Genomic DNA, 13,899 nt, shown 5'->3' with positions numbered 1-13,899 from the left:
CGCAGGCCACCGTCGTTGTGGCGCACCGGGCGGCTAGTCCTCGGCGCCGAGCACCACCGTTCCCATGACGGCGTTGGAGGTGCTGCTGTCCGCGGTGCCGGTCAGCCCGCCCACGGCGCCGGCGCTGACCGGTCCGCCGGAGTCAGCCAGCATCCAGGACAGGTGCCCGGCCCCGGTGCCCGCCCCGGTCTGTCGGGTCGACAGCGCCGAGGGGATGGACCACTTGGTGGTGGAGGCGGTCTTGTCCGCCCAGTAGGACAACACCCAGTCCCCGTTGGCCGCGGTGGCCTGCGGTGTCTGGTGTTCGGCCTTCGCACCCACCTCGGGTTCCATCACGAAGGAGGCCGAGTTCACCGTGGCGTTGCGGTAGACCGCCACCGACAGTGAGCCGCGCGCATATCCGCCGACCGAGACACTCACCGTGGCCCCGGCATCGGAGGCCGTGGCCACCTTGGAAAACATCGCTCCCTGCATCGAGGCGGTGGCGACCTGGGCCCGTTGCTCCCAGGAGGCCGGGATGCTGGGGGCCGAGGTGTACTGGTTGGTGACAAACACGCCGACCAGCACGTCTCCGGCCTGGATGCCCGAGGGCAGCTTCACCGAGTGAGTCGTGGCATTTGCGGTCCCGGAGTTGGCGGCCGAGGCCACGAACTCCACCTCGGATTCAGGCTCCGGCGCGGTGTCCGCTTCAACACTCACCGAGGCCGTCTTGGTGCCGCTGGCTCCCTGCGGATCGGTGACCTTCAGGCTGACCTGATAGGTGCCGGCTTCGCTAAAGGCGTGACTGAAGCTTTCCCCATTGGCCTTTTCTTCGCCGTTGACGGACCAAGTGTAGTCCAGCAGCGCACCTTCGGGGTCCGAGGACCCGGTGCCGTCGAAGATGCATGCCAGGAAGTCACAGTCCCACTCGAAGTCGGCCACCGGCTTGGCGTTGCCGCCCTGCCCCGGTGCCCCGGCCAGGACCACCGAGGCCATGACCGCGTTGGCGGTCGTGGAGTTGGCGGTGGCCTTCAGCCCCCCGGCGTCCCCGGCGGAGACTGCCCCGTTGGAGTCGGCCAGCATCCAGGACAGGTGTCCCGCCCCGCTGCCGGATCCGGTTTCCCGGGCCACGGTGCCGCCGGGCAGCTGCCAGGTGGTGGTCGATGCGGTCTTGTCAGCCCAGTAGGACAGCAGCCAGCTGTTCGATTGGGCGTTGAGCACCGGGGTGGTGTGCACCGCGCCGGAGGTGGTCTCCGGACGCATCGCGAACGAGGCCCCGTCAACTGTGGCGTCCCGGTAGGCCGAGAGCACCAGTGATCCCCTGACATACCCGCTGCTGCCCACGCTCACCCTGCTGCCGGCATCCGAGGCCGAAGCGATCTTGGAGTAGATCGCCCCGCTCATGCTGGTGGTGGAGGCATCGGCCCGCGTTTCCCAGCCGGCCGGTGCGCTGAGCGTGGTGCTGCCCGAGTTGGTGGACAGGACCGCCACCATCAGGTCGCCTTCCTTCACCGCCGAGGGCACGCTCACCGTATGGCTGGTGCTGGTGGTGGCGCCGTCGTTGGCCGCCGAGGCGACGAACGAGACGTTGTTTCCGGGCTGTGGGCCCGGGTCCTGCACCACGCTCACCGGCTGGGTCACCGAGCCGGTCTCGTTGGCGTCGTCGGTAACCGTCAAGGTGACCTGGTAGGTGCCAGGCTGTTCGAAGGCGTGGGTTGCGACCATGCCCTCGGCGACCTCGGTGCCGTTCACGCTCCACACGTAGCCGGTGATCTCCCCGTCCGGGTCGGCGGAGAGGGTGCCGTCAAACGTGCAGGAAAGGAACACGCAGTCCTGGGTGAAGGAAGCCTTCGGCACCTGGTTGGCTGCCGCGCTGACCTGCACCTCCTCCTGCACGGTGTTGGTGGCTCCGGCATCATCAGTTACCGTCAGGCTCACCGTGTACTTGCCGCCGGCAGGGAATTTGTGCACGAACTCCACCGCATCCCCGCTGCCGCCATCGGACGTGCTCCACTTGTACGAGGCAATCTCGCCCTCCTGATCCGTGGACCCGCCGCCGTTGAAGGTGCACTCCAGCTGGTTGCAGGTGGTCAGGATCTTGGCTTCCGGCGCCGAGTTCGGGGTGGTGCTCACCTCGAGCTCGACCTGCTTCGTATCGCTCTTGCCCCGGTCGTCGGTGACGGTCAGGCTGACCGTGTACGTTCCGGCTTCGGCGAATTCGTGGCTGAAGGTGGCTCCTTCACCGCTGCCGCCATCGGAGGTGCTCCAGGCGTAGGAGGCGATTTCACCGTCCGGGTCGCTGGAGTCCGCACCGGAGAACTCGCACGCCAGCTGATCACAGGTTTGGGTGATCTGGGCGGTCGGTGCCTGGTTCTCAGGCGCGGTGACCGTGACCGTGACGGTCTTGGTCGCCGTCGCCCCGTCATCGTCGGTGACCGTGAGGGTGACCTCATAGTCCCCGGCCTCGGCGTACTGGTGCTCGACCTGTTTGCCGGTACCGGTTTTGCCGTCCCCGAAGTTCCAGGCGTAGTCCTTGATCTCCCCATCGGAATCCGTGGATCCCGAGGCGTCAAAGGCACATCCCAAATCGGTGCATTCCGAGCCGAAGTCCGCGGTCGGCGGTTTGTTCGGCAGCGGCGGCGCCCCATCGCTGGTCATCGAGATCAGCGCCCGACTGGCCCAGTTCGCCCCGTCCTTGTCCGGCCCGGAAACCACCTGGGTGGGTCCCTCGGCCGTGCCGTCGGTGACACCCTGCCGCCAGTTGGCGGCCATCAGGTCGCCATCTGGGGTGGCCAGGTAGAGTTTGTCACCGGCCTGGAACATACCGCGCACCGCACTCCAGGGCACCTGCGCAGACGCGGTGGCCACCGTGAAGCGTTCGGCCCCGATAATCCCGCTGTCCAAATCCAGGTAGCGCATGAACAGGGCGTTCTGCCCGCTCAGGGTGAAGTAGATCCGGTCGTTCTTGAAGAACAGCCCCGTCATCTGCTGCGCCTCGCTGGAGAAGTTGGTCAGCCCATACAGATCATGGGTGGCCGCGTTGCCCAGCGTATTGCCGTTCAGCGTTCGACTGACGAAAGTGCCGTCGGCCATCGCGAAGTACATCCGGCCATCGGCCACAAAACCGCCACGCACCGCATCCCAGTTCACGTTCCCGGTGAGCTTGGTGGCGCCCTTGGACGCGGCGCTGGTGCCGTCAAAGTAGGTTTCGTTTACTTGTGCGCTGGCCCCTGGGTCCGGGGCCTGGGCATCCAGGTCCACGATCTCCACGCCGTTTACGGCCGGGTTCTCAGTGACATGGTCGAAGGTGATGTTGATGCTGCCATCGCTGACCACCCGCTTGCTGAGCATGGTGCCGATATTGTGGCCCGGGTCAGCGTTCAGGTCGATGTTGCTGTAGGCGCGGCTGCCCTCGACATCCAGGTTGTAGACACGCGAGCCCGGGGCGGTGGTGCAGTTGCACCGGTCGGCCAGGTACACCCGCACCTCAACGTTCTTCCCGGAGTCCACCGGGAAGTTGTACTGCAGCTTCTCCCCGCCGGCTGGGTCCCAGCGCTCGCTGGAGTAGATCCCGCGCGGCGTTGATTCGGGCACCTTGTCGCTCAGCGAACCGACGGCGTCATAGCCGGCGCTGTTGTTCCCGCTGCTGCGGTAGTTGCTGCCCGGGGCGTTGTTATCGCCCAGCCAGTCCATCCCGCCATCCACTGCCGGGATGGTGTCGCCCCCGGAGTTGATGCGGTAAAGGTAGCGCGGATCCTGGTTGGAGGACAGCGCCCCGGCCTGCACGACGTCCACCGGCAGTGCAGGTGGTTCGGCTGACGGGATTTTAGTGCCTCCGGCCAGCGGGAACAGTGCGATACGCCCCTTGTACACGTAGCGGGCGATACGGTCTGTATCCGAACCCACCCAGAGCCCGTCCTTGGTCGCCAACAGGTCAAAGACGCCGCGGCCCCGGTCGCGTCCCGGGTTCCATTCGATGGGCATGCCGTTGGAGGCGTTCAGCGCACCAATGCCTTCGCGTCCCACGGCGCCCTGCCCGGCGGCGTCGGCGCGGAACGGGTTGTTGACCCAACGCATGTGCCCACCGAAGTAAATGGTGTTCTGTGTGGCTTCCAGCGCGTAGACACTGTCACCACCTGTGTAGTCCACCCACACCGGGTTGATGCCGGCACCGCTGTCATCACTCTGCCAGCGGGAGATGGTGTCACACAGGGTGGGCGGACCACTGCCGTAGCCGCCCATGGATGAGAGCACGAAGTAGCTGCCGTCGGGGGCGAAGTCCAAATCGTTGAGGTAGTAGGCGAAGGACGGGTAGCAGTTCGGCTTCCAGCGCTCGGTCTGCCAGTCGGCCACGTTGGTCTGGGCACCGGAAATATCCAGCACGCCCACCTGTACTCGGTCCTGCCCATCGATGTAGCGGAAGTTGCCGGTAGCCACCATCTTCTTGCCGGCGGCATCCACATCGAACTTGTGCACGAAGGTGATCCCTCCACGGTGGGTATCGGTGAAGGCGACCTTGGTGCGCTCGGACAGCGCCCCGCTGGTGGCGTTCACCTCGGCCAGGCCCAGGCGTTCCTGCCCGCGCACGGCGGTGAATTCGCCGCCGAAGAAGAGCCGGTCCCCCACCAGGTTCATGTCATGCACCACGGCGTTGATCTGGCCCGGGTTGAATTGGGTGATCCGTTGCCCGTTGCCCACATTCAGCCGCAGCACCTTGGGAGCCGACTGGCCGTTGAGCGTACCGAACTGTCCACCGACGTACACCGAATTGCCATCCGGTGCGGCGATGACCGAACGCACGGTGCTGTTCAGGCTCGGGGCGAAGCTGGTGCTGATCGCCCCGGTGTCCTTGTTAAACGCAACCAGGCGGTTCCTTGTCAGGACCGGGCCGCCATTGGCGGCTTGGACCTGGGTGAAGGATCCGCCCAGCACGATCATGTTCCCCACTTCGGCGATGGAAAAGACAATTCCATCCAGTACGTGGGGTGTGTTGTTCCGTGGCGTGGCAGAAACCACGGAGTTGTATTCCTGATCCGACGCGGAGGCCGGTATCGCATTAATCCCTGTTAACCCCAAGATCATTGCCAGGCCAGCCACGGCCGCAAAGAATCTCTTGACTCTCATGATGTTCCCCCAAACCAACCCCAAGTTGGCAATGCCAGTGACATAGCGCCGCCGAAAGGACGACAACTGACCTAATTATGGGTAGCAATCCGGGACACAGGAATAGTGGTAACCGCGACCCCATACTCGTTAACTACTCCGAACTACTTGGATTCACTACTCGCCTGATACTCGATTCGTGATGGGCTACTGCAATCCGCCGCGGCACGGCGCTCCTGGCGCGTCATCCCCTTCCCTTCGTCAACGCTTTGTCGGTAGGCTGGCGTCAGTTTCAAACTCGGCGTCACCACGTGGCGGCCGGGTTCGGTTTCTAACTGGGGATGTAAACCGATGAAGCCACCTGTACTTGGGGGATTTAATACTGCACCGCGCCATGAATGGCGCCTGCGCTCGAACACTTGGTTCGAGCGCAATCCTGCGTGGCCGCTGGTCGCCTTTCTCGGATTCTTTCCGCTGTGGTGGCTACTGGGACTGGGCAATCTGGGCTTCCTGATTGTCGGCGCCCTGCTGGGCTACCAGCTGCTGAAGCAGCCGCGGATTCAGGTGCCGCCGGGATTCTGGCTATGGGGACTGTTCTTGATCATCGTGGCCCTGGGCGTGTTCGTGCTCTGGGTTCCGGTGCCCGGCCTGATGCCCGAAAGCGGTGCGTCCCGCGTTTTGAGCTGGGCCTACCGCTTCGGGTGGATATTGGCCAGCACCGCGGTGATGCTCTTTATCGGCAACAGCTCGCAAAAGACGCTTGCAGACCGCACCATTATCACCCTGCTGGCCATGCTTTTCGGGGTCACGGTACTGGGCGGCTATGCCGGGGTGTACCTGAGCTTCCTTGACTTCCCGTCGGTGTTGGAGGCCGTGCTACCGCACGCCATCACCTCCAACACATTTGTGAATTCACAGATCCATCCCGGGCTGACCCAGGTGCAGGACATCCTGGGGTATTCCAGTGCGCGCCCCAAGGCGCCCTACCAGTACGCCAACTCCTGGGGCGCCAACTACGGCCTGTTGCTGCCGTTCTACCTGCTGGTCATCAAGTATGTTGCCCGCAAGTGGGTGCGGGTGCTGCTATGGGTCGGGTTGCTGGCAGCGATCCCGCCGGCCATCCTCTCGCTGAATCGCGCCATGTGGGTTGGGCTGGTGGTGCTCGGGCTGCTGCTCCTGGTCCGGTTGACGCTGAACGGGCACTTCATGGCATTGGCTGGCTTCTGCACCGCGTTCCTGGTGGCGGCGGTGCTGCTGATCAGCACCCCACTGTGGGAGGTCATCCAGGCACGCCTGGACAACCCGCACAGCAACACGGGCCGCACCAACCTGGCCAGCTACACGCTCAAGACCACGGTGGAGCATTCCCCGTTCATCGGTTTCGGCTCCACCCGCACCCGGCAGGGGAACTTCTTCTCCATTGCCGCCGGCGCCACCGCGGACTGCCACCAGTGCTCGCCCCCGCAGCTGGGGACCCAGGGCACGCTGTGGTACCTGATCTTCTGCACCGGCATCATCGGCACGCTCCTGTTCCTGGCGTTCTTCGTGCGCCGCTATTTCCCGATACTCAAGAGCAGGGACTCACGCCAGTGGGTCATGGTCTACCCGGCGCTGTTCTTCGCCTGCGTGCTGCCGACCTATGACACCATCACCACTTCCCTGTTCATCCTGATGATCGCCACCGGTCTTTCCTGGCGCTGGTTCAGGGAAAAACAGGAACTAGACCCATTAGCGGAAGGACTGGTCATTGATGAACAGCGCTACCGGTGAACGACTCGGCTCACTGTGTGAAACGCTCGGTGAGCTCTTCCCGCACGGAACCGTCGAAGTGCAGGATCTTGCCCCCGGGCAGGATGGCTGGCGGCTGGTGCCCTCGCGCACCAACCCGCGCCTGGCGGTCCCGGCCAACGTTCCCGCCGCCGCGATGCGCAGTGCGATCCGCCCCTGCGCTAGCGACGGTCTCAAGCACAAGGCCCGCCGCTACGCCCTGGCCGCGGCGCTGCGTTCACCGGCAGGCGCACGGTTGATGCCCGCCGGGATCACCGTCGGTGACGCCTCCGACTCCATCACCACCCATCTGGAGAACATTTTCAACCAGCCGGTCTGCTTCGGGCTGATGACCGGATCGGCGCGCGCCAACCGCAAACCGGTACTGGGGATCTTTGACCGGCGCGGGCGTGAACTGGGGTTTGCGAAGATCGGGCTGTCCGAGCTGGCCCACGAGTTGGTGGCCAATGAACACCGGGCGCTGCTGGCCCTGCAGTCAAGCTCAGCCTCGGCGCTGCAGGTACCGCAGGTGATTTCCTATGACTTCTTTGACAGCAAACCCGTGCTGGTGATGAGCGCACTGCGCCCCAATGCGCTCCAGCGTCCCCTGCCGTTGCCGGTCGGCGCGGTCATCGGGCTGTTGTCCAGCGCGCCGGTGGAGCAACGCCTGCTGGCCGATTCCACCTGGTTCCGGGTCCTGCTGCGTGACTTGGAGGCTCTGGCAGCGGTTCCCGAAGCCGGACGACTGTCCGACATGGTTCGCCAGCTGCCGCGCCTGCTGCCCGAAGAGAGCCTGGCGTTCGGGGCGGGGCACGGGGATTTTGGCCCGTGGAACATGGCGCGCACCAAATCCGCGCCAATGGTCTGGGACTGGGAGCGCTACGACACCGGTCAGCCGGTGGGCAATGACCTATTCCACTTCGCGGCCCACGAGAGGTTGCGCGAGATGGGGAACATGGGTGCGGCGCTTAGGGCGCTGCGCGATCCGGAACTGAATGCGGACGTGGCGGGACTGCAGGTGCAATGTGGGACCCGGGCACCGCGCCACGCAATTCAGGCGATGCTCCGGCTGCTCTACCTGGCCACCCTGGCGGCCAGGTTCCTTGGGGACGGGCACCGGCACCAGGTCGAGGCGACCTTTGCGCTGGGGCGCTGGTACACCGACGTGATGCAAGAACTGATCAAAGACACTCAATGGGGGTAAGTGATGACTAAACAAGAATTCGTCGTGGAAGACACCATCCAGCATTCGGCACGCCAGTTCGCGCGGACCACGCTGGTGGGTTTCGGGCAAATGACCGCGAGCCTGCGCATGCAGCCGGGCTTCATTATCGCCGGCGCGCAGCGCTGCGCCACCACCAGTCTTTTCCGGATGCTCGCGCGCCATCCGCAGGTGCGCCCGCCGATGCTGAACAAGGGCATCCATTTCTTTGACACCGCCGAGCGCTTCAGCCGGGGCCCGAACTTCTATGCCGGTCATTTCCCGTTGCGCCGCCCCTGGGGGTCGGACCGGATCAGCGGGGAGGCCAGCCCGTACTACCTCTTCCATCCCCTGGCCATGCAGCGCATCGCCGAGGTGGCACCACAGGCCCAGGTCATCGCGTTGCTGCGCGACCCTGCCCAGCGCGCCTTTTCGGCCTACAAGCAGGAGAAGGGGCGGGGATTTGAAACCCTGTCCTTTGAAGAGGCCCTGGATCGCGAACCCGAGCGCCTGGCCGGAGAGGAAGAAAAGATCATCGCCGACCCGAACTACCAGTCCTTCGCCCACCAGCATTACGGCTATGTGGCCCGGGGCCGCTACACGGCTCAGCTGCGCCGGGCCAAAAACGCACTGGCCCCGGGGAAGCTGACGATCCTGGACGCCGATGCGTTCTTCCGACCCGGCCTGGAGGGCTGGGATCAGCTGCTGAACAGCATCGGGCTGGACCCCTGGCGCCCGGAGGAGATCATCCATTCCAATTCCCGGCCCAGCGCCGAGATGGCCCCGCAGCTGCGCCAGCTGCTGGACCGGGAGTTCGCCGGCGAGAACGATGAGCTCATCCGATTCCTGGGCTACACGCCAAGCTGGCTGCAATGATCGCCAAGGTTGCCAGCCTCAAGAGCCGCCACGCCGAGCGACGCAGCGACGTGGAAACGCTGGCCGAGGTCTTCTCGATGCCGTTGCGTAACCCGGGACGCACCCTGCTGTGCTTCATCATCGTCTTCTGCCTGGGCAGCGCGTTCTACCTGATGCAGCCGGCAAAGTATTCGGCCCAGGTAGACGTGGTGGTCGTTGCGGTGACCAGTTCGTCGCAGGTTGCCGCCGACCGGGACGTGTCCATCGACTCCGCGGTGCAGATCCTGTATTCGGACGCGGTGGTGGGAAAGACCGCCCGCGAGCTGGAGTATCCGGGGCGCTCCTCCGGTCTGCTGCGGGAGCTGGCCATTTCACCAATCATCAACTCCCGCATCCTGCGCCTCTACGTGTCCAACACGGATCCACAGCTGGCCTACCGGGCCGTGAAGCTGCTTTCGGCCAACTTCCTTCAGGAGCGCCTCACCCGCTTGGAGAGCCTGGAGGAAAGCCGGCGCGAGGAACTGCAGGCGCACATCAAGGTGCTGCGCACCGAAGCCCAGGAGCAGCAGATCGAGGACATCCCGATCAGCGAACGCCGTGAGGCGCTGGCCGAATCCTCGGAGCGAATCAGTGAACTGGAGTTTGCGCTCTCGGCCATCGATACCATCCCACCGGACCCGGGCTTTATTTCCCGGCAGGCCGCCGTACCGGATACGGCCGCACGTCCACCGGTGACCGTCTACTTCACCTCTTCGCTGGCCCTGGCCATCGTCCTGTCCTTTATTGTGGCGCCCAACCGTCGTTCGGCCCTGTCCGATGCCCGGTTTGCCGCCAGAGAGTCTCGACCACAGCTACTTGGGGGTATCAATGTCTGAGATCCACGGTCCATCGCCGGCACCATCGGTAACGGTGGTGATCGCCACGCAGGACCGCATGCACCTGCTGCAGCAGGCCATCGAGGCCGCCTGGAACCAGGACTACCAGGGGTCCATCACCATCACGGTCGTCTACGACAACCATGCACCGCATCCAGAGCTTGCCCGCCGCGAGGGCAACCGCCAGGTGAAGGTCATCACCAACACCCGGACACCCGGGTTGGCCGGAGCCCGCAACTCGGGCATCCTGCACGCCGACACAGAGTTGGTGGCGTTCTGTGATGATGATGATGCCTGGAAGCCCAGCAAGCTGACCCGGCAGGTCGCCCTGATGCGCCAGGAGAACGCCTCGGGGTGCGTCTCCGGCATTGAGATCAGTTACGGCCAGAAGCGGATGGTCAGGATTCCGCAGCTTGCCACCGTTGACACCAGTGCCATCACCCAGGACCGGCTCACCGGCGCCCACCCCTCCAGTTACCTCTTTGACCGGGTGTTCCTTATCGAGGAGGTGGGGCTAGTCGATGAAACCATTCCCTACGGCTATGGGGAAGACTACGACCTGCTGATCCGGGCCGCGGCCGCGGGAAGAATCAGCGTCCTGCCGCAGGCGGCCGTTGACGTGCTGTGGCACAAGGGCGGTTCGAAGTTCTCCCGCCGGTGGGAGGCCATGGAAGCCGGAATCAGTTTCCTGATCGGCAAGCACCCGGAACTGACCGCTTCGAAGCGCACGGCCTCCTGGCTGCATGGGCAGCGGGCCTTCGCCCTAGCCTCGCTCAAGGAGCGCCGCCGTGAGGGGGTGCAGATTGCCGCGCAGTCAATTCGGCTCAACCCTCGCCAGCCGCGCGGCTACCTGGCCCTGGCGGTGGCCAGCGGGGCGTTGAGCCCCGGCTGGGTGGTGGACCGCCTGAACGAGAAGGGCCGCGGCATCTGACCAGTCCCGGCCCTCCCAACGCCTTGGCCCCCGGCTATTGCCGGGGGCCAACAGTGTCTACGGCCATAAAATACTGCTGGCGTGGCGGTAGGCGCTCCCCGGCGGCTACTTGGCCGGAAGGCGGGCTACCGATGGCGTGGACGGAGCTTGTTCCCCAACAGCACCACGTTGGTGGCGTTGAACCGGCAGAACATCTTGTCCGCCACGATTCCCAAGGCCAGGGCCAGCAGGACGCCGGTCAGGAAGTGAATCCAGGTTACCTCAACGCCCAGGCGCAGCAGCACGATCCGGGCCCCGGCCGAACCGAAGACGTGGAAGAGGAAGATCGGGTAGGCGAACTGGCCAAGCCAGGCCAGCGCCCGCACCTGGAAGGGAAAGCCAAAGACCGCCAGAAGGGCTGCGAAACTGGCCAGAATCCCGCCCAACTCGTGACGTTCAGCGATGGCCGGAACCACGCCCAGCAGGCCCAGTTGGATCCAGGTGAAGGCCACCGCCAGGGCGGCCACGGACAGCAACCGCCACTTCAGCGCCTGCCGTTGCCAGCCCAGGCGGGCGCAGATGACGCCAAAGGTGAAGAACGGCAGCAGGTAGAGGCTGCCCTCAAATCCCAGCCAGTTCCGGTCAAAGAGCGGCCCGATCAGCACCGAGGCCGCTACCGTGAGGCCCAGCAGGGTCCACAGGTTACGGGCCGAGTCCATCAGGTGGCGGACATCGAGCAACGCGAACAGCACAAAGATCCAGAAAAGGGCCGGCAGGAACCAAAAGTGCGCCACGGGCAGGATCAGCCACATGAACCAGGGCTCTTCACCGAGCAAGTCGCGGTTCGTGCCCGGGGCCAATGACTGCACGGTCAGGAAGATCGCCCCGACGCAAACCATGGGAAGCAACAGGCGACGGGCCTTGGAACGCACGAACCTGCCCATCCCGCTGCGCATGGGTGCGTAGGCGGCGTAGACGACCCCGGAAAGGAAAGTAAACAACGGCATGCGGATGAAGCCCAGGGAATCGGCAAACCAGCGCCACACGCTGTCGGGCGGAACATTTAATCCGGCGGAGCCGCTGACCCCGATGACGTGGAAGGCGACCAAGGCGATGATCGCGATGCCCCGCAGGGTCTCGATGTTCTGATTCTTGCGTTGCCCGACGCGTGAGTTCGTCGTGGTGATCATGTACTCCCCCATGCCAAAGGACCGGCCGCGGAAAGCTGTGTTGGCCGCCTGGCTGCCGGCCGGTCCGTTTGGCGGCTTGTTACTCGTATATGTTCTTCTGCATCCGCGCACACCTTTCAGAACGATGCTGCTCCCAGCCGTCTATACCGCTCCACCCGATGGCCGGCGCCAACGCGGAGTGGGATTGCGTTCACCGATGTCTTAGCGCCGCACCAGCTGACCGACACGGCGCAGCATCCTTCCCACCGAACGCCGCGAACCGAACAAAGGCTGCCCCAGCTGCGCGGCAAGACGTTGCCCCGCAGCCCCCGGATCAGCCCGCCGTGGCTCGGTGCGCAAGGCCAGCGGGTTGGCAAACGCCTTGTCCAGTTGACGGTGCAGCTCCTGGCGCTGGTCCACGTAAATGGCGTCACCGTGTTCGGCCATGACCCGGGTGAATTCGATCTGGTGCCCGTCCACGACTTCCTTCAGTTCAGGAACCCGTGGCACGGCCAGGGGAATCACCCCGATTTCGCGCACGTCCAGGATCGAGCCGGGCCCGCCCTGCACCACCACCACCTGGGCGCGTTCGTAAATTTTCAACAGTTCCCCGCGGGGCAGGCGCTCCACGCCCGTTCCATGCCGCGGTCGCCGGCTCGCACCGTGCTGCACAAACAGGCTTGGTGCCTTTGCCTGCCGGTCCATCCAGTCATCCACCCAGTCAATCAGCCGATCAAAGAGGTGGTGGTCGGTGCCGACGGAGACCACCAAATCGTAATGCTGCTCTGCCCCGCTCACAGCACGGCCCCAATGTTCACGGCCTCCGGATAGTATTTCTTCTGTTCATCCCACTGCACGCAGAACAGGTCGGTCAGCGGGTAGCAGATGCGTCCGCTCAGCGTCGGCATGGTGATGCGGTCAAAGCATTCCAGGTACACGGTCTTGATGCCCATGACGTAGGCAATCAGGAAAAAGGGAACGCTGGCCCCGGCCCCCACCGACATGACCACATCGGGCCGCTCCCGGCGCAGCGTGCGAATGGCCAGGAAGAAGTTGCGGATGGCGTTGGGAATGTTGCGGGTGGTGGGCCAATAGCACCACGTCACGTTTTCCCCCTCCAGCGCCTGCTCCACTTCCGGACGCCGGAACGTCACCCAGCTGCGTTGGTGCTGTTCCCACCACTCCCGCAGCGGCAGCAGCTGGGCCAGGTGTCCCCCCGGCGATGTAACAAAAAGTACCTTCATGATGTCCTCCCCCAAAAGGTCATCCCGGTTGACGTGTTTAGTCACGGACACACCGGCATTGCCCGTTCAACTTGCTGTGGCTTTACTCCTCAAGTGCTGCCCCGGACGCTCACCAGCTCCATTCCCAGCCGTATGAGCCTTGGAACCCACCGAGCGTGAAGCTCGCGGTGCCGGCCCCCTTGGGCACGTCCAGGACGACCAGGCCCTTCTCACTGTCGCCCGGGTCAATGGGTGAAGGCACCCGCTCCTTGTCGGTGATGCACGATTCGGCGTTGCCCACCGGATCCGGAATTGGTTCACCCTTGGCATCCCAGGCACGGAACTCGTGCACACTCAGGTAGAAGTACGGGAACCCGGACTCGGCCAGGTCCTCGTTGGCATTGACGTCAAAGTCCAGCGCCACGTATTGGCCGTTGATGCTCGGCTGGGCGTCCTTGGCGGTGCATTTGAAATTCGTGGTGACGTAAGTGGCCGTGAATTCGGCGAACTCGGCATCCCCCTTGGGATCCTTGAAGACCGCCTGTTCGTTCTCTTCCACCGTCACATTGCCGCGGTCGTTCACGCCGAGGTCCTCAAGGAAGTCCACGTCTTTTTCGGTCGGTGCCGCCGAAGGCGTGCCACCGAGTGGGTCTATTGACGTGCCCTCGTTCTGCGTGGCCTCAGCTGCAGATGGCGCAGCTTCCTCATCCGCGGCGAATGTACAACCGGATGCCGTGATTGCCAGGGCCAATGCCGCCAGCGCATAGACGGTCTTCTTCAAGTGAGCCTCCCCAAAGACTGATGAACCGAGATCCCC

10 protein-coding genes are annotated in these 13,899 nt (G+C 64.4%); 5 read left to right on the top strand and 5 right to left on the bottom strand.

Annotated elements, in window-relative coordinates; genetic code table 11:
- Positions 1-33: 33 nt before the first annotated feature.
- Positions 34-5,103, bottom strand: a complete 5,070-nt coding sequence (locus tag FDN03_RS14405) for a PKD domain-containing protein (RefSeq protein ID WP_138178268.1) — start codon at positions 5,101-5,103, stop codon at positions 34-36.
- A 330-nt stretch (positions 5,104-5,433) separates the two neighbouring features.
- Between FDN03_RS14405 and FDN03_RS14400 the strand changes: the two genes are divergently transcribed.
- The 5 genes from FDN03_RS14400 to FDN03_RS14380 are packed head-to-tail and all read left to right on the top strand — an operon-like array spanning position 5,434 to position 10,711.
- Positions 5,434-6,852: a hypothetical protein gene (locus tag FDN03_RS14400; protein ID WP_138178266.1), complete on the top strand. Its 1,419-nt coding sequence runs from the start codon at positions 5,434-5,436 to the stop codon at positions 6,850-6,852.
- On the top strand, positions 6,833-8,053 hold the full coding sequence (locus FDN03_RS14395) for a hypothetical protein (RefSeq protein WP_138178264.1): 1,221 nt from the start codon (positions 6,833-6,835) through the stop codon (positions 8,051-8,053). Before FDN03_RS14400 ends, FDN03_RS14395 begins: the two co-directional genes overlap by 20 nt.
- 3 nt (positions 8,054-8,056) lie before the next feature.
- A complete protein-coding gene (locus tag FDN03_RS14390) occupies positions 8,057-8,926 on the top strand; it encodes a sulfotransferase (protein ID WP_138178259.1) in 870 nt (289 codons plus the stop codon).
- Positions 8,923-9,780, top strand: a complete 858-nt coding sequence (locus FDN03_RS14385; protein ID WP_138178257.1) for a hypothetical protein — start codon at positions 8,923-8,925, stop codon at positions 9,778-9,780. The genes FDN03_RS14390 and FDN03_RS14385 overlap by 4 nt, the downstream gene beginning before the upstream one ends.
- On the top strand, positions 9,773-10,711 hold the full coding sequence (locus tag FDN03_RS14380; protein ID WP_171021273.1) for a glycosyltransferase family A protein: 939 nt from the start codon (positions 9,773-9,775) through the stop codon (positions 10,709-10,711). The genes FDN03_RS14385 and FDN03_RS14380 overlap by 8 nt, the downstream gene beginning before the upstream one ends.
- A gap of 125 nt (positions 10,712-10,836) precedes the next feature.
- Here the strand turns inward: FDN03_RS14380 and FDN03_RS14375 are convergent, their stop codons facing one another.
- The 4 genes from FDN03_RS14375 to FDN03_RS14360 all read right to left on the bottom strand — a co-directional run bounded on the left by FDN03_RS14375 (position 10,837) and on the right by FDN03_RS14360 (position 13,863).
- Positions 10,837-11,880: an acyltransferase gene (locus FDN03_RS14375; protein ID WP_171021272.1), complete on the bottom strand. Its 1,044-nt coding sequence runs from the start codon at positions 11,878-11,880 to the stop codon at positions 10,837-10,839.
- A gap of 201 nt (positions 11,881-12,081) precedes the next feature.
- Complete coding sequence (locus FDN03_RS14370; protein WP_138178251.1) at positions 12,082-12,657, bottom strand: glycosyltransferase; 576 nt, start codon at positions 12,655-12,657, stop codon at positions 12,082-12,084.
- A complete protein-coding gene (pssD, locus tag FDN03_RS14365) occupies positions 12,654-13,103 on the bottom strand; it encodes a PssD/Cps14F family polysaccharide biosynthesis glycosyltransferase (protein ID WP_138178249.1) in 450 nt (149 codons plus the stop codon). Before pssD ends, FDN03_RS14370 begins: the two co-directional genes overlap by 4 nt.
- Before the next feature lie 109 nt (positions 13,104-13,212).
- Positions 13,213-13,863 carry a hypothetical protein gene (locus tag FDN03_RS14360; RefSeq protein WP_138178247.1) on the bottom strand — a complete coding sequence of 217 codons (651 nt, stop codon included), beginning with the start codon at positions 13,861-13,863 and terminating at the stop codon, positions 13,213-13,215.
- Positions 13,864-13,899: the final 36 nt, after the last annotated feature.

The organism is Glutamicibacter sp. V16R2B1 (genome assembly GCF_005774635.1).
Taxonomy (GTDB): Bacteria; Actinomycetota; Actinomycetes; order Actinomycetales; family Micrococcaceae; genus Glutamicibacter; species Glutamicibacter creatinolyticus.
The sequence above is the reverse complement of the archived record's forward strand: the minus strand, read 5'-3'. Positions and strand labels throughout refer to the sequence as shown.